Origin of the sequence: Advenella incenata, from assembly GCF_004217095.1 — a bacterium.
Classification (GTDB): Bacteria; Pseudomonadota; Gammaproteobacteria; order Burkholderiales; family Burkholderiaceae_B; genus Advenella; species Advenella incenata.
On sequence record NZ_SHKO01000001.1, the window covers coordinates 2,407,394 to 2,428,449 of the forward strand.

At 54.2% G+C, this 21,056-nt stretch carries 19 protein-coding genes; 4 read left to right on the plus strand and 15 right to left on the minus strand.

Annotated features, from left to right (window positions below):
- Positions 1-34: 34 nt before the first annotated feature.
- From EV681_RS10875 to EV681_RS10910, 8 genes are all read right to left on the minus strand, one after another.
- Entirely contained in the window at positions 35-367 is a 333-nt protein-coding gene (locus EV681_RS10875; RefSeq protein ID WP_014750764.1) for an integration host factor subunit alpha, read from the minus strand.
- An 18-nt stretch (positions 368-385) separates the two neighbouring features.
- A complete protein-coding gene (pheT, locus tag EV681_RS10880; RefSeq protein ID WP_130303924.1) occupies positions 386-2,791 on the minus strand; it encodes a phenylalanine--tRNA ligase subunit beta in 2,406 nt (801 codons plus the stop codon).
- Between the two features lie 43 nt (positions 2,792-2,834).
- Complete coding sequence (pheS, locus tag EV681_RS10885) at positions 2,835-3,857, minus strand: phenylalanine--tRNA ligase subunit alpha (RefSeq protein WP_014750765.1); 1,023 nt, start codon at positions 3,855-3,857, stop codon at positions 2,835-2,837.
- Positions 3,858-3,938: 81 nt separating this feature from the next.
- The gene (gene rplT, locus EV681_RS10890; RefSeq protein ID WP_025372900.1) at positions 3,939-4,298 is read right to left on the minus strand and encodes a 50S ribosomal protein L20; all 360 of its coding nucleotides are present in this window, start codon (positions 4,296-4,298) and stop codon (positions 3,939-3,941) included.
- 13 nt (positions 4,299-4,311) lie between these two features.
- Positions 4,312-4,509 (minus strand): 50S ribosomal protein L35, encoded by a 198-nt coding sequence (rpmI, locus tag EV681_RS10895; protein WP_014750767.1) that lies wholly within the window; start codon positions 4,507-4,509, stop codon positions 4,312-4,314.
- A gap of 327 nt (positions 4,510-4,836) precedes the next feature.
- Complete coding sequence (locus EV681_RS10900; protein ID WP_130303925.1) at positions 4,837-6,405, minus strand: YifB family Mg chelatase-like AAA ATPase; 1,569 nt, start codon at positions 6,403-6,405, stop codon at positions 4,837-4,839.
- 386 nt (positions 6,406-6,791) lie between these two features.
- The gene (locus EV681_RS10905) at positions 6,792-7,076 is read right to left on the minus strand and encodes an accessory factor UbiK family protein (protein ID WP_128394073.1); all 285 of its coding nucleotides are present in this window, start codon (positions 7,074-7,076) and stop codon (positions 6,792-6,794) included.
- A 317-nt stretch (positions 7,077-7,393) separates the two neighbouring features.
- Positions 7,394-7,963, minus strand: coding sequence for a hypothetical protein (locus tag EV681_RS10910; RefSeq protein ID WP_128394072.1), 570 nt, complete (start codon positions 7,961-7,963; stop codon positions 7,394-7,396).
- 352 nt (positions 7,964-8,315) lie between these two features.
- Between EV681_RS10910 and glnK the strand changes: the two genes are divergently transcribed.
- Positions 8,316-8,654, plus strand: a complete 339-nt coding sequence (gene glnK / locus EV681_RS10915; RefSeq protein WP_128394071.1) for a P-II family nitrogen regulator — start codon at positions 8,316-8,318, stop codon at positions 8,652-8,654.
- Between the two features lie 41 nt (positions 8,655-8,695).
- Entirely contained in the window at positions 8,696-9,922 is a 1,227-nt protein-coding gene (locus EV681_RS10920; RefSeq protein WP_130303926.1) for an ammonium transporter, read from the plus strand.
- Between the two features lie 456 nt (positions 9,923-10,378).
- Here EV681_RS10920 and ptsP read toward each other — a convergent pair whose 3' ends face one another.
- The 6 genes from ptsP to thrS form a co-directional block, all read right to left on the minus strand.
- Complete coding sequence (ptsP, locus tag EV681_RS10925) at positions 10,379-12,136, minus strand: phosphoenolpyruvate--protein phosphotransferase (protein ID WP_128394069.1); 1,758 nt, start codon at positions 12,134-12,136, stop codon at positions 10,379-10,381.
- 86 nt (positions 12,137-12,222) lie between these two features.
- The gene (locus tag EV681_RS10930; RefSeq protein WP_130303927.1) at positions 12,223-12,492 is read right to left on the minus strand and encodes an HPr family phosphocarrier protein; all 270 of its coding nucleotides are present in this window, start codon (positions 12,490-12,492) and stop codon (positions 12,223-12,225) included.
- 25 nt (positions 12,493-12,517) lie between these two features.
- Positions 12,518-12,931: a PTS sugar transporter subunit IIA gene (locus EV681_RS10935; RefSeq protein WP_128394068.1), complete on the minus strand. Its 414-nt coding sequence runs from the start codon at positions 12,929-12,931 to the stop codon at positions 12,518-12,520.
- Positions 12,932-12,942: 11 nt separating this feature from the next.
- Positions 12,943-13,902, minus strand: a complete 960-nt coding sequence (gshB, locus tag EV681_RS10940; protein ID WP_128394067.1) for a glutathione synthase — start codon at positions 13,900-13,902, stop codon at positions 12,943-12,945.
- Positions 13,903-13,950: 48 nt separating this feature from the next.
- Entirely contained in the window at positions 13,951-14,559 is a 609-nt protein-coding gene (gene infC / locus EV681_RS10945; RefSeq protein WP_128394066.1) for a translation initiation factor IF-3, read from the minus strand.
- On the minus strand, positions 14,525-16,459 hold the full coding sequence (gene thrS, locus EV681_RS10950) for a threonine--tRNA ligase (RefSeq protein ID WP_130303928.1): 1,935 nt from the start codon (positions 16,457-16,459) through the stop codon (positions 14,525-14,527). The genes infC and thrS overlap by 35 nt, the downstream gene beginning before the upstream one ends.
- 429 nt (positions 16,460-16,888) lie before the next feature.
- Here thrS and EV681_RS10955 point away from each other — a divergent pair, with 429 nt between their 5' ends.
- Positions 16,889-17,431, plus strand: coding sequence for an OmpA family protein (locus tag EV681_RS10955; RefSeq protein WP_130303929.1), 543 nt, complete (start codon positions 16,889-16,891; stop codon positions 17,429-17,431).
- A 109-nt stretch (positions 17,432-17,540) separates the two neighbouring features.
- A complete protein-coding gene (locus EV681_RS10960; RefSeq protein WP_130303930.1) occupies positions 17,541-18,335 on the plus strand; it encodes a hypothetical protein in 795 nt (264 codons plus the stop codon).
- Between the two features lie 202 nt (positions 18,336-18,537).
- Here EV681_RS10960 and lon read toward each other — a convergent pair whose 3' ends face one another.
- Positions 18,538-21,006, minus strand: a complete 2,469-nt coding sequence (gene lon, locus EV681_RS10965; protein WP_128394062.1) for an endopeptidase La — start codon at positions 21,004-21,006, stop codon at positions 18,538-18,540.
- Positions 21,007-21,056: the final 50 nt, after the last annotated feature.

A 21,056-nucleotide genomic window follows, 5' to 3' on the forward strand; every position in this document is an offset into this window, starting at 1 on the left:
ATTGTAAACCCAAACCGTCTTTTAAGGAACCACTTTAATCGATGAGCGTAAGATCAGGATTATACTCATCACCCTGCTCTACGATACCCTTGAGCTTCTGGCTTGCATGGAAGGTAACAACCCGGCGGGCAGAGATTGGGATGACCTCACCAGTCTTGGGATTGCGACCCGGTCTTGCGGGTTTGTCTCGCACCTGAAAGTTGCCAAAACCAGACAGCTTGACCGAATCGCCCTTGGCGAGCGACTCCCGGATTTCCTCGAAAAAGGTATCCACAATATCCTTGGCCTCCCGTTTGTTCAATCCAACGCGCTCAAACAGCAATTCCGCCAATTCTGCCTTGGTTAAGGTATTGTTTTCTTCCAACATGCTCTTTCCCTTCCTGTTCTATCTTTTACGAACGCCATGCTTTTGAACCAGCAGTTCAAGCACTGCGTTCATGCACTGGTCTACACGTGTATCTTCCAAGGTTGCCGCCGGATCCTGCAACGTAAACCGCAAGGCCAGACTGCGCTCCTGCTGCTCCGAACTTGGATCCTTCCAGACATCAAATAGTGCAATATCCTTAATAATATCAAGGAATTGCCCATCTTGCTGATTATTCTCCAATGTGTCAAGCAAGTCCTGCAGTTTCAGCGTTAAAGGCGCCCATATGGCCAGATCGCGAAATACTGCAGGCTGCCGCGCCACTTCCGTATAGTGAGCAAACTGCATATGCTGCAACGCAATAACATCCAGTTCAAACACCACGGGCGGATGAACCAGTTCATTGTCCTGCACCCATTGCGGATGCAGTTCACCAACAAAACCGATCACCTGTCCGTTAAGCAGGACATTCGCACTGCGTCCGGGATGCAGGGCCGGATGGCTTACCGGCTCGAAACGCAGATGGCGTGCCTGCTGGCTGCATAGGCGCTCAATATCGTTTTTGACATCAAAAAAATCTGTTTGGCGCACGGGCAAACCCCACTGCTCCGGTTCCGCCGGACCCCACGCCGCGCCGGCCAGATGTAGCGGCTGGCGCACACCGGCCACGCTCAGATCACCATCAGTCACAGCGCTGTCGCGGATAAAGATGCGTCCCAGCTCAAAAACCCGAACCCGGCTCTGCTGCCGCTTCTGATTATATTGAATATTGGCGACCAGCCCGCCGATCAGGCCTGAGCGCATCACTTCGAGCTGGCTGGCAATGGGGTTGAGCAATACGATCGGGTCGGTATTGCCCATGTAATTGCTTTCCCAGTCTTTCTGCACGAAACTGAAATTGACCACCTCCTGGTAGTCCAGCGCAGCCATGAGATGGCGCAACTGGTGCTGGGAGCGACGTGTTTCATTCGTAGGCAGCATCGTGGCCGACGTCTTTGGCGGATTGCTGGGAATATTCTCGAATCCGTAAATACGGGCGACCTCTTCGATCAGGTCTTCCTCTATTTCCAGGTCAAAACGAAATGACGGCGGGACAACGGAAAATACGCCGTCCTGTTCCGTAAATTGAAAATTGAGCTTGGTAAAGACGTCGCGCACGTGTGCTTCGGTAACTGGAATACCCAGCACCTTGCGGCAACGAGCAAGACGCATAGCCACGGCGGGCCGTGCCGGCAGCGCAATGCTCTGATCGCTGACCGGACCGGCCTGACCGCCACAGATCTCGAGAATCAGGCTGGAAATATATTCAATGTGTTCAACCATGTTCTGGAAATCCACTCCGCGCTCAAAGCGGTGGCTCGCTTCGGAACTGAACTTGTAGCGACGCGCGCGCCCGGCGATGGCGTCAGGAAACCAGAAAGCGGCTTCCAGGTAAATATCGGTGGTATCCAGGGACACAGCTGTGGCGGCTCCGCCCATGATTCCGGCCAGGCTTTCGATCGTCTCGCCGGCGGTAATCACGCCCACATCGGAAGCCAGTTGCACCGTCTGATCATTCAGCAGCGTCAGGCTTTCCCCTTCTTTTGCCCAGCGTACGGTAAGCCCGCCATTGATCTTGGCCAGGTCAAACACGTGGGTGGGACGGCCCAGCTCCAGCATGACGTAATTGGAAATATCCACCAATGCCGAGACTGAACGCTGGCCAGCGCGTTCCAGCCGGCTTTTCATCCAGTCGGGCGTGGCGGCCCGGGCATTGACGCCGTGAATGATCCGGCCCGCAAAGCGACCGCATAGATCCGGCGCCTGGACAGTGACCGGCAGTGTATCCTGATGCGTGACGGCCACCGGCTTGCTGACCGGCTCGGTCAACGGCGCACCCGTTAGCGCACGCACTTCACGCGCCACACCCAAAATGGACAGGCAATCGGCACGATTGGGCGTCAGTTTTATTTCGAAAATGGTATCGTTCAGGTCCAGTGCGCTGCGGATATCCTGCCCGACTTTTGCGTCGGCATCCAGCTCCAGCAACCCGCCATGATCCTGGGACAGGCCCAGTTCACGCGCAGAACACAACATACCGAACGAATCTTCGCCGCGCATGCGCGCCTTGCTGATTTTGAAGTCTCCGGGAAGGACCGCGCCAATTCGCGCCAGCGGCACCTTCAGGCCCTCGGCGGCGTTCGGCGCCCCACAGACAATCTGCAACGGTTCGCTCGAGCCGTCATCCACGGTACAGATGCGCAGTTTGTCAGCATTGGGATGGGCGCGCACGGCCGTGATGTGGGCCACTACGATCCCCGAAAATGGCGGCGCGACGGGCGCAGTCCCTTCGATTTCCAGGCCGGCCATGGTCAGCATATGCGCCAGCTCGTCGGTGGAAATCGATGGGTTAACGAAGGATCTTAACCAGGATTCAGGAAATAACATGATGTCTTTTTCTAGGTTCAAATAGGGAGTTAAAGCGTGAAAATCAGCGATTGAACTGACGCAGGAAACGCAAGTCTCCCTCGTAGAACTGCCTCAGATCATTCACGCCGTAGCGCAACATAGTCAGACGCTCAATGCCTGATCCGAACGCGAACCCGATGTATTTTTCAGGGTCCAGTCCGAAATTGCGTACAACCTCCGGATGCACCTGGCCTGAACCGGAAATTTCCAGCCAGCGTCCCTGATTGGGACCAGAGGTGAACATCATGTCGATTTCGGCAGATGGCTCGGTGAACGGGAAAAAAGAAGGTCGAAACCGCACGCTCAAGTCGTCGGTTTCAAAAAAAGCTTTCAGAAAATTCGTATACACCCCTTTCAGATCAGCAAAAGAGATGTCTTCCGCGATCCACAGGCCCTCGACCTGATGGAACATGGGGGAATGCGTTGCGTCGCTGTCCACGCGATAAGTACGGCCAGGCGCAATTACTTTGATTGGCGGCTTGTGCATGCGGGCGTAACGCACCTGCATGGGACTGGTGTGGGTGCGCAGCAGAAAAGGCAGGCCCCCGGCGTCGTTCATATCCACGTAGAAGGTATCCTGCATGGAGCGCGCAGGATGATTCTCGGGGTTATTCAAGGCGGTAAAGTTGGTCCAGTCATTCTCGATCTCGGGGCCATCAGCCACATCGAAACCGATGCTATGGAAAATTTCTTCGATACGCTGCCATGACTGGATCACCGGATGGACGCCGCCCATGGAGCGACCCCTGCCCGGCAAGGTGACATCAATGGTTTCCGCGGCAAGGCGCTGGTTCAATTGATCACGCGCGAACTGCTCGCGACGCGCGTTGAGCAACGATTCGATTTGCTGCTTGACCCTGTTGATGCGGGCGCCTTCGGCTTTCTTCTGATCAGGGGGCAGCTGTGCCAGCCCTTTCATGAAGCCGGTGATGACCCCGTTTTTCCCAAGAAATTTTGCCTTTTCGTTTTCAAGCGAAGCCGAATCGGTTGCATGCTCGAATTTGTCTTTGGCCTGAAGAATCAGATCGTCCAGCGATTGCGTCATGAAATTACCATTCTTGAAATAACAAACGGGACCCGAAACGAGCCCCGTTTGTATACAGCACAAATTTAAATCGTCAGTGGATCAGGCGCCCAGGGCAGATTTGGCCTGTTTGACAACGGCGGCAAAACCAGCCTTGTCGTGGACAGCCATATCGGCCAGAACCTTGCGGTCCAGTTCAATGGCGGCCTTTTTCAGTCCGGCGATAAATACACTGTAGGTCATGCCGTTCTCACGGACAGCCGCATTGATACGGGTAATCCAGAGAGCGCGGAATGTACGTTTCTTATTGCGACGGTCACGATATGCATACTGACCAGCACGCATGACTGCCTGTTTGGCAATACGGAACACATTGCCGCGGCGACCACGATAGCCTTTGGCTGCAGCAATAACTTTTTTGTGACGAGCACGTGCGGTAACACCGCGTTTTACGCGAGGCATAGTCTAACTCCTATCAAGCAAAAGGCATCATGGCTTTTACTGAAGCCACGTTGGATTCGTGAACGGCTGTCGTGCCGCGCAGATGACGTTTGTTTTTCGTGGTTTTCTTTGTCAGAATGTGGCGTTTGAAAGCCTGACCACGCTTGATAGAACCGCTACCGCGTACGATAAAGCGCTTGGAAGCACTTTTCTTGGTTTTCATTTTGGGCATAACTGATACCTGCAAATGTGGATAAAAGGTGCTTAATAACCGTTTATTAAGACTTTGCTAACCCGTATCCATTTTTCCCGTCACGATCCGCTCGAACGCCCCGAATCAGCTGTTATATTTCATGGTTACCCAGAAAACAGTGCTCCGTGATGCCTACGGCCTGCGGGAAACCATTGATTATACGATGATTTTTCTCCAACTGCCAGCAATTAAGTGAGCAAAACCGGAGAGAATTCGTTGAATCGGCAATAAATGTGGCCCTCAGGCGACGGATTGTTAATAAAGCGGGTCTTCACCTGCCCTTTTACAAGCGTCCCTGCTGGGCGCTTATCGGGTCAATTGTTGACGAAACGACATGGCTTCGGTCAAATCGATTGCGCGAATCTGCCCTACCTCTGCCATATCCGCGATCGTGCGGGCTACGCGCAACACCCGGTGCATCGCTCTGGCTGACCATCCCCAGTGTCTGCCGGCCCGGGCCAGCAATTGGGTCGCCTCGCAATCCGTACGACAGACCTGATCCATCAGATCTGGCGTCAGCAACGCATTTAATCGCCCCTGGCGCTGCAATTGCCGCTCACGGCAGCGCACAACTCGTTGCCGTACCACGCCGGAAGGCTCGGATGCCGGCAACTGCTGCCAACCCTGCGCCGGTGGCGTCAACTGTAACAGCATATCCATGCGATCCAAAAATGGCCCCGACAGGCGCGCGCGATAGCGCTCTATTTGCTCCGCCGTACAACGACAAGATCGGTGCGTGCTACCCAGGTAGCCGCAGGGACACGGATTCATGGCCGCTACCAGTTGAAAACGGCACGGATAGCTCACTGAACGATTGGCCCGGGCGATATGGATTTCTCCTGTTTCCATGGGTTCACGCAAGGCTTCCAGCACATGTCGCTGAAATTCGGGCAACTCATCCAGAAACAGGACGCCATGATGAGCCAGGCTGATTTGGCCAGGCCGTGGATTGACCCCGCCACCGATTAAGGCTGCCGCAGAACTGGAGTGATGCGGCGCGCGCATCGGGACTTTCCTTGAAAAACGGGGTGCACGCTGGTGCAGGCTATGAATCGCCGCGACTTCTATGGCTGCATTTTCATCCAAAGGGGGCAATATTCCGGGCAGTCGTTGCGCCAGCATGCTTTTGCCTATGCCGGGCGGCCCGGACATCAGCAAGCCATGGCAGCCGCTGGCAGCGACCTCCAGGACCCGACAGGCTACCTGCTGGCCACGCACATCGGATAAACAAAGTTCAGGCGCCCCTTCACCCTCCTGCTCTTTCTGACTCTTCAGGCAAGCCTGGCCATCCACCGTTACGGGCGCTAATACTGCTGTTTCATCCAGATGGCTTGCCACTTCCCGCAACGTACGGGCGCCAATGACAGTGAGGCCGGGTACGGCGGCAGCCAAACAGGCATTCTCGTCAGGCAAAATAAGAATGGGTCGGCTACCCGCCTTCTCGGGCCGCTGCGCCCTACCGGCCCTGGCTGCGGCAAGGGCAATAACCAGCGGAGCAGCAACGGGGACCAGTGCGCCGGTAAGCGAAAGCTCGCCCGCAAAAACGATACCGGGCAGTACCTGCTGAGCCATTTTGTCTGACAAGACCAGTTGCCCTGAAGCCAGCAACACGCCCAGCGCAATCGGCAGATCGAATCTGCCGGATTCTTTCGGAATGTCGGCCGGCGCAAGATTTGCCGTTAATCGTCCGGCCGGGAAGCTATATCCACTACTCAAAATGGCCGAGCGCACCCGCTCCCTGCTCTCGCGAACACCGGCGTCCGGCAACCCGACAATGGTAAAAGACGGCAACCCCTGGGCGAGATGCACTTCAACAAACACTTCTGGCGCGTGCATACCGCAAAGCGCCCTGCTGGCCAACACCGCTAAGCTCATCCGAATCTCCTGAATGCATCAGGGCATTCTGGCAGAAACCTGGCCCGACCACCGTTATTACAGGATAGATTGATCTATAGTGGGAACTGACAGCCCGGAGATAGCTGCCATGCACAGAACACTCGAGCAGGCAGCGAAACGAAGCCGATCGTCGTGAGCGATACTGGCAGCCCGGTACATAGGGCCTCGCACATAGGCCTCACACATACGGCCTCGCATATGGAGTCACAAATGGAGTCACAAATGAGGCCTTATATGACACCTCATAAAATCCCAGATACTGCCCGACATATGACCGACAAATGATCTGTCAACACCCAAGCAGGCGTGATACTGGCAGCCCTCCCCATGGGCAGACCCGGGGAGCAGCCGTATACCTTGCGATCTTAATCGACAACCGGGCCGGTATGAGTGCCTGTTGAAGACGGCGTTGTAATGCCTGCCTTTTCCTCCAGCAGACGAACCCGGGACTCCAGCTCGAACAGACGTTCGCGCAATTTTGCCGACAAGGCAACCTGCACATCAAACTCTTCCCGAGTGACCAGATCCAGCCGGGAAAATCCCTGGGCCATGAATGCCTTCACATTCTTTTCTATATCCGCTGCCGGACTGTTCTTGATCAATTCCTGAATATTTTTCTGAAAATCTTCAAATAACTGATTCGATTTCATGATTGTGATTCCTGTATGTATACGGGCACCAGTGCCGCGTCCTGTTCTTCATATTGTACACATTTGCCATTGCAAACTTTGTACTGCGCCAGCTGAAAGCGACGTTCTACATTCAATGCACAACACTGCACGACATCACGCAACGCGGCCTGACATGGGCACAACGCCTGACCAACGCAGCCCAGGCGATGAGGTGTAGACGAGTACGCTCAGGCCACCAGCCTGCCGTTTTTTAGCGCCATCCACAAGGCAGATCTACGCATGGCCCAGCCCTAAAGCATCAACCCGCCTTGGGGCGGGTTGATGTAAGCAATGGCTTATTGTGGTTTTGACTCTGTGCTCGGTTCGGCTGGCGCAGCCGGTGCACTCTGGGCTGGTGCAGTTTCAGTTGGCGCGGTTGTAGAGGTCTCGCCAGCCGGCTGGGTAGCGCCGGATGTTTTCTCTTTGACCGCGTCCATGGCATCAGAGGCCGCCTGCTTGGCTGACTCTGCTGCTTCTGTGGCTGACTTCATGGCGGTGTCGGCATATTCCTTGGCTGCATCAGCCGCGTTTGAACCTGCCTCTTTAGCCGATTCAAGCGCACTGCTGGCCGCTTCTTTGGCAGAATCCATCGCGTTACCGGCAGCTTCGCCCGCTTTATCTGCTGCATCCTGGGTTGCATCAGCCGCTTTGTTGGCTGACTCAGAGGCGGCTTCAGATGCTTTATCAGCGGCAATTTTCGCTTCTTCGGCTGCCTTGTCTGCCGCCTGCTTTGCCTGATCCACTGCCGAATCGGTTGCAGCAGGAGTCTGCGTGGTCTGGGCAGTATCAGAACTGTTATCACAACCAGCAATAAAGGCAGCGGCGGACAACATGGCTACAAGACTGAATTTGGATACGTTCTTCAAGGCTTCACCTCTTCAATTGAAAATGGAATTTGTTTCATGATTTTACTGTAATTTGGCGGCACGTATAAGCTGAAAACCATCTGAATTATCCGGTAACCGTTCCTGGCTGTTACAAACTATGCACTAAGACAACGAATGGCAGCACCGACCCGGGCACATATTGCAAGCTCAGCAAACAAGATCCCTCATAACGCACCAATATCGGGCGCGTATTTATGACCACATGCGTTTATGCATCATTTGCGTGCTTCAACAAGCGTTTGCACGGTAGCAAAAGCTGGCACGACTATTGCTTTTAAGAGGCCATGGACAATCGGTCCTTAAAGACAAATGTTATTTCTGGGAGAACATTGTGAAACTGATCACTGCCATTATCAAGCCATTCAAACTGGATGAGGTCCGTGCGGGCCTGGCCGAAATCGGAATTCAAGGGCTGACGATTACAGAAGTCAAGGGTTTTGGCCGGCAGAAAGGTCATACAGAGCTATACCGTGGCGCAGAGTATGTTGTGGACTTTCTGCCCAAAATCAAGCTGGAGACGGCTGTTGCCGATGAACAGGTGGAACAGGCAATTGAGACCATCTGCCAGTCAGGCACCACCGGCAAAATCGGTGACGGAAAAATTTTCGTGACTGACCTGGAACAAGTCATCCGAATTCGCACTGGCGAAACCGGCAATGCGGCGCTGTAAGCCCGTCGCTCCCTATCACCTGTATTGAAAGGAATTTAAAAATGCAAAGCGCCGATTTAGTCTGGGTAAGCGTGTCCACCATTCTCGTGCTGTTTATGGTTGTTCCCGGTCTTGCCATGTTTTACGGTGGCCTGGTTCGCAGCAAGAACATTCTCTCGCTGATGAGCCAGGTCCTGGTTACCTTCGCCCTGATCACGATTCTGTGGTTTGCCTACGGCTATTCCCTTACCTTTTCCGGCGGGAATGCGATTTTTGGTGATTTGTCCAAGGCTTTCCTTTCCGGAGTGATTGACCTGCCCGCAGATTCCTATGCGCTGGCGGGCACCATTCCCGAACTGACATTCGTTGCCTTCCAGGCCACCTTTGCCGGCATCACCTGCGCTCTGATCGTGGGTGGCTTTGCCGAGCGTATCAAGTTCTCGGCCGTGCTTATTTTCATGGCAATATGGTTCACGTTTTCCTACATCCCTGTGGCTCATATGATCTGGGCCGAAAAAGGCCTGCTGTTTGGCGATGCGCTGGATTTTGCCGGTGGCACTGTGGTGCACATCAACGCCGGTGTAGCCGCGCTGGTGGCCGCCTATGTTGTTGGGCCTCGTATCGGTTATGGCAAAGAAGCCATGCAGCCACATAACCTGCCCATGACCATGATCGGTGCAGCCATGCTGTGGGTAGGCTGGTTCGGCTTCAATGGTGGTTCGTCCCTGGGCGCCAACAATCAGGCAGCGCTGGCGGTATTTAACACGCTTCTGGCCACGGCCGCTGCTATCGTGGTTTGGGTTCTGGCCGAGTGGAAATTCAAGGGTCAGCCTTCCCTGCTGGGTGGCGCCTCTGGTGCCGTAGCCGGCCTGGTCGGTATAACGCCGGCTGCCGGTCTGGTGGACCCCATGGGCGCGCTGATTATCGGTGCCATAACCAGTCTGTTCTGCGTCTGGGGGGTAAACGGTCTCAAGCGCCTGCTCAAGGCCGATGACTCCCTGGACGTTTTCGGCGTGCATGGCATCGGCGGTATCGTCGGTGGCATCCTGACGGGCCTGTTCAATGCCAAAGCAATGGGCGGCCCCGGCCTGGATTCTGCAAGCATGATTCCGGGGCAGCTGTTCAACCAGATTGAAGGCATTGTGATTGCGATCATCTGGAGTGCCGTTGTAAGCTTCATTGCCCTTAAGATAGCGGGCCTGGTCACTGGCGGATTGCGTGTGGACAAAGATGAAGAACGCCAGGGCCTGGATATCAGCTCTCATGGCGAGCAAGGCTATCACAATTGAATTAAGTCTTTAACAGGACTGCACACACTGCCAAGCACTCTCAAGCAGACAAACTTGCAAAGCCAGTCGGCTTTGCAAGCGGCCTCAACAAAGCAGTTCTGACCCTGGCCGCAGCAATGGCAGTGTGTGAAAAATCGATAGTCGCAATATAAAAAAGAAAAGGACACCACGGTGTCCTTTTCTTTGCCTGGATGAGCCTCGATCGCTACATGAATGCCCTGCCTAAGCGCCCTGCCTAAATATCCTATTTTGGATACCCTGGCCGAATGTGATGATCGGAATGAAGCCGCTCTGGACGCTATCAGCGGGCCGTTTCCGCTAACTCGGCTAATACTCGGCTCATGCCCACCTCCGATAACGCACAATTCAATCTGCAGCCGTCGCGAACAGATAACCAGAAGCAATCAGATGCCCGGACGCCTCAGAATCCTGGGCCAATCAATTGCCCTGAACGGATCAAATGCCCAGACTGTTCAAATCAATAGATTCGGCACGATTGAGCGCGGTTGCGATCTTGGTGCGCAAGGCATTGGTGTGCGATGTTCTAACCAGTTTTTTGACGTCCAGCAACTGCTGCGGATGCATGGAAAACTCATTTAGACCCAGCCCCAGCAGCAGCTTGGTATAGCGGGCATCCCCGGCCATTTCGCCACATATGGCCACACTCTTGCCTACGCGCTCGCCTGCCTGGATCGTTTGCGAAATCAGCCGCAGCACAGCCGGGTGCAAAGGGTCGTACAGGTCAGACACCTCGTTGTCGACCCGGTCGATGGCCAGGGTATACTGAATCAGATCGTTGGTGCCGATGGAAACAAAATCCAGCGATTTAAGAAAAGGCTCTATCGCAATGGCGATGGCCGGAATTTCAACCATCGCACCCAGTTCGATATTGTCGCTATATTGTATGCCAGCAGCGTCCAGCTCTTTTTTTGCCGATTCGATGGCATCGCGCACGGCGTGCAGCTCGTGCATATGCGAGAGCATCGGAATCAGAATTCTGAGCCGACCGTGCACTGACGCGCGCAACAGTGCGCGCAGCTGGGTCGCAAAAAGGTCCGGACGCGACAGACAATAGCGCACTGCACGCAGGCCCAGTGCTGGATTGACCGCGACCGTCGCTTCACCATCCAGCGTTTTGTCCGATCCCAAATCCAGGGTGCGGATCGTCACAGGCTTGTCAGGCATGGCACGCAACACGTGCGCATAGGCCTCGAACTGCTCTTCTTCGGTCGGCAGAATTTGCCTGCCCATAAACAGAAATTCGCTGCGAAACAGCCCGATGCCATCGGCACCCATGTCCAGCGCCTGCGACACCTCATGAGGCAATTCGATATTCGCTTCCAGGCGAATGCGTTTGCCGTCCAGCGTGATGGCGGGCTCATCTTTGGACAGGATCAATTCCGCCCGTTCCTGAATAAAGGCTTCCTGCTTGCGCTGATAGAAGGCCAGAATCTCCGGAGTTGGATTGACATACACCAGTCCGTTTTCGCCATCGACAATCAACATATCCCGATCGTGCACCAGGCTCCGGACATTTCCCAGGCCCACCACCGCAGGCACATTCATACTGCGCGCTACGATAGCCGTGTGCGATGTCGGGCCGCCAAGATCAGTAACAAATGCAGCAAAGCGTCCGCCGCGCAGCTTAAGCATGTCTCCCGGCGAAATATCGTGAGCCACCACAATAAGCGAATTGATGTCTATCTCGCTGGACATATCAGGCAGCATCAATTCACCCGAACCGGCCAGGATGCGAATGACTCGTTCAATCACCTGATGAATATCGGCAACGCGCTCACGGATGTAATCATCATCCATAACCGCAAATTGCTCAGCCACGATCTGCCCCTGAGTACTCAAGGCCCATTCGGCATTATATTGGCGGGATGCAATCAACTCTTTGGTTTGCGCGGCCAGTTCCGGATCTGACACCAGCAAACTGTGAACCGTGAGCAGCGGAACCAGCTCCTTTGGCGCATCGGCAGGCAACGTGTCTATAGTGTGCTGCAGCATGTCATAGACAATTTTCAGCGCATGATCCAGCCTGGCGCATTCTGCCGGCACATCTTCAGATGCAATGCGATAGTGACTCACCTCAAGTGTGGCGGCGCCCATCACGACCGCGCGACCAATGGCAAAACCGCGCACAACACCTTTTCCCTGCAGGGTAAAAACAGTACTTTGTCTTGTCGGTGTGTGCTCGGTGTATGTCATCGTGTATGGTCTTGTCCCTTGCACTTTTACGTGCCTGTTTTCAGGTGCAACTGTCGCTCATTGCCATCATGGGCAATGGGCTGTCGTTATTCGGGTTCGCCAAATTTATTTTCAAACAGCGCCTGAATCTGGATGAGCGCCTGATCGGCGTCATCGCCTTCGGCTTCAATATTGACCGTGATACCCTTGCCCGCAGCCAGCATCATGACACCCATGATGCTTTTTGCATTAACCCGCTGGGAGGCTCGGGTGATAAAGATTTCGCTTTTGAACTTGCTGGCCAGTTGGGTAAGCTTGGCGGCAGCGCGGGCATGCAGCCCTAATTTATTACTTATTACTATATCAACTGAAGGCATATGAGCGCGGTCTTTATCAGAAAGGTTAATCGTTAGGAGCCAGGTCGACACATTTCATGCCTTTCTTGCCCCCCTCAAAAATGGATTGACATAACTGGTCCATCGGCTGATCCCGATATCGAACCGCATTGAGCAGCATACAGGCGTTGGTGCCGGATAGAATATGGGCCTTGACGCCGGCATCCTGCAACTGGCGCACCACACGGGCGCCGATATTGGCCGGCGTCGCACCGCCCAGATCCGACAAGATCAGCACTTGCTGGTCCGGGCCGAGCATCGCCTTCAATTGCGCGATCAGTTCGTCAGCCTTGGACTCCGGATCGACATCAGGCTCGATGTCGAAGAAAACATAGTTATCAATTTGTCCCAAGACATGCTGAGCACATTCGGACAGGGCCGAGGCCAGAGGCGTATGCGCTATAAGAGCAAGGGTGGTCATTTTTTGTACCTTCAGACTGCAGCAGCTTTCTCGAGCGCAGCAGCAAAATGGTCAGCAACATCAAAATCGGTCTGCTCTGTGATTTCCACAAAGCAGGTCGGGCTGGTCACGTTGATTTCGGTGACATAGTCACCAATCACATCAAGACCGACCAGCAGCAGCCCGCGTTCCCGCAGTATAGGGCCAATTCGGTTTGCAATGGCAAGATCGTGCTCGGACAGCTTGCGGGCAACCCCGCGCCCGCCAGCTGCCAGATTTCCACGGGTTTCGCCAGCCAGCGGTATGCGCGCCAGTGCATAGGGCACCGGTTTGCCGTCAATCAGCAAAATGCGCTTATCGCCCTGAACGATTTCGGGAATATACTTTTGCGCCATGATCGTTTGCGTCTGGTCCACCGTCAGGGTTTCCAGAATGGCGTTGACATTCGGATCGGCTTCCATGATTCGGAAAATACCCGTACCGCCCATACCATCCAGCGGCTTGACGATAATATCCCCATGCAACGCATGAAACGCCTTCAGGCGCGATATGGTGCTTGTAATAAGCGTGGGCGCCGTAAATTCGGAGAACTCGGTAATCGCCAGTTTCTCTGGATGATTACGTATGGCGCTACCCGAATTGAATACCCGCGCACCCTGCTTTTGTGCTGTCTCCAGCAAATGCGTCGAATACAGGTATTCCATGTCGAACGGTGGGTCCTTGCGCATGAGCACCGCATCGAAATGACCAACCTCGGTTTCAACCGCATTCTCTTGCTGCGTCCACCAACTGTGGGCGTGAAGATCCGCCGTCATATCCAGCTGTATCGGTTGAGCACGTACTTTTACCCGACCCAGTTCAACATACAGGTCAGACTGAAGCGCAACGCTGATGACATGGCCACGCTTGTGCAGGGCTCGCATCATCGCCACCGAACTGTCCTTGTATGCCTTCAGCAAAGGCAGCGGATCAATGATAAAAAGTACATGCATCTAATTTACATCCTACATTGACGACGGAAGCGTATTGGCAGTCCGTGTTTATTTATCGTCGGCCTTGCCGGCGGGCACAGCCTTGCGCTTGGGCGCCAGAACCATGACCATCTGACGGCCTTCCAGCTTGGGCATGGCTTCAACCTGAACCAGCTCTGCCATATCGTCACGAACCCGTTCAAGAACACGCATACCCAATTCCTGGTGAGCCATTTCACGACCACGGAACCGCAGCGTAACCTTGGCCTTGTCACCGTCTTCAATAAAACGCTTCAGATTGCGCAGCTTGACCTGATAATCACCTTCGTCGGTCGCCGGCCGGAATTTGACTTCCTTGACCTGAATAATTTTCTGCTTGGCCTTGGCTTCCTGCTGACGCTTTTGTTCCTGATACTTGAACTTGCCGTAATCCATAATTCGACATACGGGCGGTTCCGCGTTTGGCGCGATTTCAACTAAATCGACGCCTTCCTGCTCAGCCAGACGCAAGGCCTCTACTGTTTTGACAATACCCAGTTGTTCGCCGTCTACGCCGATTAGTCGGACTTCCGGAATACGGATTTCGGCGTTGATACGATTGGTTTTTTCGGTTGCGATGTTAAGATCTCCTGAAATTAATAAACTACGCTGAAACGTCCTGACGTGTTGCAACGTCATGACGCAGGCGTTCTATAAATGCTTCTACAGACATGCTTCCCAGGTCCAGATTGCCGCGGGCACGAACTGCGACAGCACCGCTGTCCCGTTCTTTTTCGCCGACAACCAGAATGTAAGGAACCTTCTGCATACTGTTTTCTCTGATTTTACGGGTGATTTTTTCCCCGCGCAAATCGGATGAAGCGCGAAAACCGTGTTTTTTCAACTCTGTGACCACCTCGGTGGCGTAATCAGAGAACGATTCGGATATGGTGCAAACCACCACCTGCTCGGGAGCCAGCCAGGGAGGCATGGCGCCGGCATGGTTTTCAATGAGCATACCAATGAAGCGTTCGAGCGAGCCCAGGATTGCACGATGCAACATGACCGGGGTCTTGCGCTGATCGTGGGCATCGACATATTCGGCGCCAAGCCGCACAGGCATTGAGAAGTCTACCTGGATCGTGCCGCATTGCCAGTGGCGGCCAATGGCGTCCTTAAGCGTATATTCCACTTTGGGACCGTAAAATGCGCCCTCTCCCGGCGAGATTTCAAACTCGCATCCGGAGCTGCGCAAGCTCTCCATCAGGGCGTGTTCCGCCTTGTCCCAAACAGCATCCTCGCCGATACGTTTTTCGGGTCGGGTAGCCACTTTGTACAGGACTTCGGCAAAGCCGAAATCCTTGTATACTTTCTGCAATAGTGTTGTGAATTGGGCACACTCTGCCAGCAATTGGTCTTCCGTACAGAAAATATGTCCATCATCCTGCGTAAAACCGCGTACCCGCATCATGCCGTGCAATGAACCAGAGGGCTCATTACGATGGCATTGGCCGAATTCACCGTAGCGGATAGGCAATTCCCGATAGGAATGCAACGCGGCATTATAAATTTGCACGTGTCCGGGGCAATTCATGGGTTTGAGCCCATAAACACGGTTCTCGGACTCGGTGGTGAACATATTCTCTTTGTAATTGTCCCAGTGGCCAGTTTTTTTCCACAGACTCAGATCGAGAATTTGCGGCGCCTTCACTTCCTGGTAGCCGTTATCCCGATAGACGTCGCGCATGTACTGCTCAACCTGTTGCCAGATCTGCCAACCCTTGGGGTGCCAGAAGATAAGCCCCGGCGCTTCGTCCTGGAAATGAAACAGGTCCAGTTCACGGCCCAGTCTGCGATGGTCGCGTTTTTCTGCTTCCTCCAGCATTGTCAGATAAGCGGCCTGCTCTTCCTTGGTTGCCCAGGCCGTGCCATAGACACGCTGTAGCATTTCGTTCTTGCTGTCGCCACGCCAGTAGGCGCCGGCCACTTTCATTAGCTTGAATACCTTTAGCTTGCCGGTAGAGGGTACGTGCGGGCCACGACAAAGATCGATGAAATCGCCTTCCCGATACAGGGATATTTTCTGATCCTGCGGAATGGAAGCGATGATTTCGGCTTTGTAGGCTTCGCCCTGCTCTTTGAAAAATGCCACGGCATCGTCGCGCGACCATTCTTCACGAACAACTTTCTCGTCCTTTCGGGCAAGTTCAGCCATTTTTTTCTCGATTTTTTCAAGATCTTCGGGCGTGAACGGACGTTTGTAGGCAAAGTCGTAATAAAAGCCATTGTCGATAACAGGGCCAATGGTGACTTGCGCATCTGGAAACAGGGATTTGACCGCATAGGCCAGCAAGTGAGCGGTAGAATGACGAATAACGTCCAGGCCATCCGGGTCTTTCGCAGTCACGATGGCAAGATCGGCATCCCTGTCAATGACAAATGACGTATCCACCAGCTGCGACTCGCTCCCATTGATTGTTACCTTACCAGCCAGCGCCGCCTTGCCCAGGCTGGGCGCGATGGTCGTCGCAATTTCTCCCACCTGGACAGGTTGGGAAAACTCGCGCTTGGAACCATCGGGTAAAGTAATTTGAAACATGCTGTTGCCTTGAATTGAATAAAAAAACGCGACTTCACAAGTCGCGTTCGCTGTTCTTTTGAAAAATACGTTTGGCAAGAATCACGAGCGCGCTGGTAGACCGATACACGTATCGGTGGTGGTCAGGCCCTGGGTTCGTGAAGCTTCGGACATCATCTAAACAGTCTCACCTTTGCGTAAAATACCCCGTGATTTTACACCAGCCCCGGACCTATAGCCAATAAATGGCTGCAATTTGTAAAAATTCAAGGGGTGCATGTCAGCGAAAAAACACAGCATTGCCTCGATTGGCGCGTCTACTGAGGTGCCAATTGCCGCGGGTTGTCTTAAAAAGACCTGTTGCAGTATATTAATGTTCATCATTTTTAGCCCGGGCCATGCTAGGCTGGTGGCCAAATTTCACTGTATCGCACATAAAACGGAGCTAATATGCCTCAATTACGCCTGTTGCGCAACGCGCTTGCCTTGCTTGCCCTCACCCTGCTTACCGCCTGCGCCTCAATGGGCGGCAATGACCGCAGCGGGCTGCAAATAAGCCAGGATCCGCGCGGCGTTGCCATCGCCTCAAAAGACAGCAACCTGTTTTTGCCCGGCTCGGCCACGCTACAGCCTGAATCAGCGCCTTTTTTCGACAGGGTCAGCCAGTTGCTGCGCGACCGCCCGGAACGTAAAGCCCTCGTAGACAGCGTATCGGACAATACCGGCTCGGCTGAATACAACCAGGAACTGCAGGAAGTGCGCGCCCTGTCCATCATGAAGGCCCTGATAAGCCGCGGCGTTGATCGCTCGCGTCTGGCCTATGTCACAGGATCCTCGGCTTCGCCCACGCCCGGAACCATGCAACCGGTCAATACTACGGCTCAGCAGTCAAAAATCATCATTCTTGGGGCCAGTACTGCCGATATGAACGTCAACACCATAGAACGCTTCTTCGACGGAATTTCCAATTTGGGTAAAAGCCTGTTCAATTGATTCGCACCGGTGTCAGCCAAGATATACTTACACTGTAGCCGCAAGCTGACGGTCACCGAATTGGACCGGCAGGCATCCTGTCCGGCCTGAAACTGATAACGCCAAACTTATGTCAAAGTCCTTTATCTACAATCTGATCCTGACTGTTGTCGCGATCGTCGTATTCATCTTCATTGGTGCCTCCGTGTACGATGCGTTCACTCGCAATCCGGTCAATCGCACCGCAGACGACGGCAGCGCCAGCAGCGTGAGCGGGCAGATTGAAGCAGCAACGCCCGATGCGACCCAGCCTGCGCAACCCACAGCGGCCAGCGATGCCCCACCCGTAGCCCAGGATCAACAGCAGGCAGAGGCAGCCTACGACCAGACCAATGACCCAACCCGCAGCAATGCGACGCAGGATAGTGCAAATTCAGCCGCCGCCTCGGGCAATGAACCAGCTGCAACCGATACACCGCAGCAGGCTGCTCCAACCGCAGCTCCAGCTCCAGCTCCAGCTCCGACGCCTGCGCCCGCCAGCCCAAGGCCCGAGACGAGCACAACTACAGCACCAAGCAATACAAGTCAGCCCAATGCGCCGGCCAGGTCCCCCAGCCTGGCCAGACCCGCGACGCGCGGCAATCCCGATCTGCGTGCAGTCATTCCGCCGGTGCCTACAGCGCCGCCACGAGCAGAAGGCGTGCCGCCGCCAAACACAACAAGCCAGGATATGTACAACGCGACCAATTCCGGCATGGACAACGGCAATGTTTCCGACAGCTTCCCTGCCCCGGTATCGAACTTTCCTGCACCGGTGACCCCAGGGGCCACTGGCAACGCACCAGGCGCCAATAACGACGAACAGCAGCGTCTTCAGGAGCTGCGCAACCAGAAACAGCAGTTACGCAGAGATCTCGGTTTCTGATTGCCTATCTCGGGGGGTTGCCAGGTGTTGGCTAGCCCCGCGGTGACTGGGCAAGTGAGCCGGATAAGTGCGGAATTCTGCCAGATCCTGCCACTACACCCACACGGTAAGCCCAAGAACAAAAGCCCGGTGATATACCGGGCTTTTGTCTTATGGCGCCGTCGCTGGGTTGGTATACCAACTCAGCCAGGCAACAGTGTTATCAGTGCTTCACTGATTTGACATTATCTACTGGCGGCTTGGCTGCAGAAACCGCAGCCTCCTCGGCCAGCTTGGCAATTTCTGCCTCGGACAATGGCGTAAGCGGTCGCTCCAGAGCTACTTCCAATACGCGATCAATCCATTTTACCGGGATGATTTCCAGATGGTTTTTCACGTTATCCGGAATCTCTGTGAGATCCTTGACGTTCTCTTCAGGGATCAGCACGGTTTTGATACCACCGCGATGAGCTGCAAGCAACTTTTCCTTCAGCCCACCAATGGCCAGCACCTCGCCCCGCAGGGTGATTTCACCCGTCATGGCGACATCTGCCCTTACCGGAATACCCGATAGCGCCGACACTAGTGCCGTTGTAATGGCGATACCGGCTGACGGACCATCCTTGGGTGTTGCGCCTTCGGGAACGTGGATATGAATATCCTTTTTCTCAAAGACACTATCGGCAAAACCCAGGGCATGCGCCCGTGAGCGCACCACCGTGCGCGCCGCCTGCATGGACTCTTTCATCACATCGCCCAGCAACCCAGTATGCTGGATATTGCCTTTACCGGAGACGACAGCGACCTCGATGGTGAGCAGATCGCCACCCACTTCGGTCCAGGCCAGCCCGGTTACCTGGCCGATCTGGTTGTCCTTCTCGGCCATACCGAAAGAATACTTGCGTACCCCCAGATAATGGCTCAGATTGTCGGCCGTCACATGAATGGTTTGCACGGCAGCTGCTTTACCCTTGGCAGCCGGCTTGGCGGCAGTCACGGTATTGCTAAGCAGTTCCTTGATCACTTTACGGCAAATCTTGCTGACTTCGCGCTCCAGCGCCCGCACCCCGGCTTCACGCGTGTAATAACGCACGATATCGCGCAGCGCCGATTCTTCGACAACCAGCTCACCATCACGCACGCCATTGTTCTTCATCAGCTTGGGCAACAGGTGGTCCATGGCAATATGCACTTTTTCGTCTTCGGTGTAACCCGACAGGCGAATGACTTCCATCCTGTCGAGCAACGCCGGCGGGATATTCAGTGTATTGCTGGTGGCCACGAACATCACATCTGACAAATCGTAGTCAACTTCAACGTAGTGATCCTGGAACGTATGGTTTTGCTCGGGATCAAGCACCTCAAGCAGAGCCGAGGCTGGATCGCCGCGAAAATCCATGCCCAGCTTGTCAATCTCGTCAAGCAGGAACAAGGGATTGCGCACGCCCACGCGATTCATATTCTGCAGAATCTTGCCTGGCAGCGCGCCGATATAGGTGCGTCGGTGACCACGAATTTCGGCCTCATCACGCACGCCGCCCAGCGCCATGCGCGTGAACTTGCGATTGGTTGCCCGCGCAATGGATTGCCCCAACGAGGTTTTACCCACCCCAGGAGGCCCGACCAGACACAGAATAGGCGCCTTGACCTTATCCACCCGCTGTTGTACGGCCAGATACTCAAGAATGCGCTCCTTGACCTTTTCCAGACCGTAATGGTCGTTATCCAGTACTTTCTGCGCATTGATCAACGAATTGTTGATACGGCTTTTTTTCTTCCAGGGCAACCCGATGACCGTGTCAATATAGTTGCGTACAACAGTTGCCTCGGCAGACATAGGTGACATGAGCTTGAGTTTTTTCAGCTCGCTGTCCACTTTCTTGCGGGCTTCCTTGGGCAGTTGCGCAGCTTCGATTTTCTTTTCGAGCTCTTCAATATCCGCGCCCTCTTCGCCCTCTCCAAGTTCTTTCTGAATCGCCTTGACCTGCTCGTTCAGATAGTAATCACGCTGGCTTTTTTCCATCTGTTTTTTGACACGCCCGCGAATGCGCTTCTCAACCTGCAGAATATCGATTTCGGTTTCGATTTGGGCCAGCAATGCTTCAAGGCGGCCAGACGCGTCCAGCTCCTCGAGCAGCTTCTGTTTCTGTTCGAGCTTGAGCGGCAAATGTGAAGAAATGGTATCGGCAAGGCGACTGATCTCTTCAATACCATTGAGGGAACTGAGGATTTCAGGCGGGATTTTCTTGTTCAGTTTGACGTACTGATCAAACTGGGCAATGATGGTGCGACGCAGTGCCTCAACTTCCGAGTTGCGCGTATCACTCTGCTCAATGGGCAAAATCTGGGCTGAAAAATGCGACTCGGTTTCGATAATATTTTCTACGCGCGCGCGCTGCTGCCCCTCGACCAGCACCTTGACAGTGCCGTCGGGCAGTTTGAGCATTTGTAAAATTGACGCCACACATCCGATGTCATACATATCATCGGGGCCGGGCTCGTCCTTGCTGGCCGATTTTTGCGCAACAAGCATAATCTGCTTGTCATTTTCCATCGCCAGCTCCAGCGCACGAATGGACCGGTGTCTGCCGACAAATAGCGGAATGACCATATGTGGGAACACGACCACGTCGCGAAGAGGCAACAATGGCAATTGTGTTGATTCTGCCGGCAAAATCTGACTCGCTGACATAAGCTGATTCCTTGAAAAACGTTGTACTTCTACAGTAATTATGCTGTAGA

What these genes read in the sequence shown, in the direction of transcription:
- EV681_RS10875 (WP_014750764.1), bottom strand. Translation starts at nt 367, where the DNA reads ATGTTGGAAGAAAACAATACCTTAACCAAGGCAGAATTGGCGGAATTG.
- pheT (WP_130303924.1), bottom strand. Translation starts at nt 2,791, where the DNA reads ATGTTATTTCCTGAATCCTGGTTAAGATCCTTCGTTAACCCATCGATT.
- pheS (WP_014750765.1), bottom strand. Translation starts at nt 3,857, where the DNA reads ATGACGCAATCGCTGGACGATCTGATTCTTCAGGCCAAAGACAAATTC.
- rplT (WP_025372900.1), bottom strand. Translation starts at nt 4,298, where the DNA reads ATGCCTCGCGTAAAACGCGGTGTTACCGCACGTGCTCGTCACAAAAAA.
- rpmI (WP_014750767.1), bottom strand. Translation starts at nt 4,509, where the DNA reads ATGCCCAAAATGAAAACCAAGAAAAGTGCTTCCAAGCGCTTTATCGTA.
- EV681_RS10900 (WP_130303925.1), bottom strand. Translation starts at nt 6,405, where the DNA reads ATGAGCTTAGCGGTGTTGGCCAGCAGGGCGCTTTGCGGTATGCACGCG.
- EV681_RS10905 (WP_128394073.1), bottom strand. Translation starts at nt 7,076, where the DNA reads ATGAAATCGAATCAGTTATTTGAAGATTTTCAGAAAAATATTCAGGAA.
- EV681_RS10920 (WP_130303926.1), top strand. Translation starts at nt 8,696, where the DNA reads ATGCAAAGCGCCGATTTAGTCTGGGTAAGCGTGTCCACCATTCTCGTG.
- ptsP (WP_128394069.1), bottom strand. Translation starts at nt 12,136, where the DNA reads ATGACATACACCGAGCACACACCGACAAGACAAAGTACTGTTTTTACC.
- EV681_RS10930 (WP_130303927.1), bottom strand. Translation starts at nt 12,492, where the DNA reads ATGCCTTCAGTTGATATAGTAATAAGTAATAAATTAGGGCTGCATGCC.
- EV681_RS10935 (WP_128394068.1), bottom strand. Translation starts at nt 12,931, where the DNA reads ATGACCACCCTTGCTCTTATAGCGCATACGCCTCTGGCCTCGGCCCTG.
- gshB (WP_128394067.1), bottom strand. Translation starts at nt 13,902, where the DNA reads ATGCATGTACTTTTTATCATTGATCCGCTGCCTTTGCTGAAGGCATAC.
- infC (WP_128394066.1), bottom strand. Translation starts at nt 14,559, where the DNA reads ATGACGTTGCAACACGTCAGGACGTTTCAGCGTAGTTTATTAATTTCA.
- thrS (WP_130303928.1), bottom strand. Translation starts at nt 16,459, where the DNA reads ATGTTTCAAATTACTTTACCCGATGGTTCCAAGCGCGAGTTTTCCCAA.
- EV681_RS10955 (WP_130303929.1), top strand. Translation starts at nt 16,889, where the DNA reads ATGCCTCAATTACGCCTGTTGCGCAACGCGCTTGCCTTGCTTGCCCTC.
- EV681_RS10960 (WP_130303930.1), top strand. Translation starts at nt 17,541, where the DNA reads ATGTCAAAGTCCTTTATCTACAATCTGATCCTGACTGTTGTCGCGATC.
- lon (WP_128394062.1), bottom strand. Translation starts at nt 21,006, where the DNA reads ATGTCAGCGAGTCAGATTTTGCCGGCAGAATCAACACAATTGCCATTG.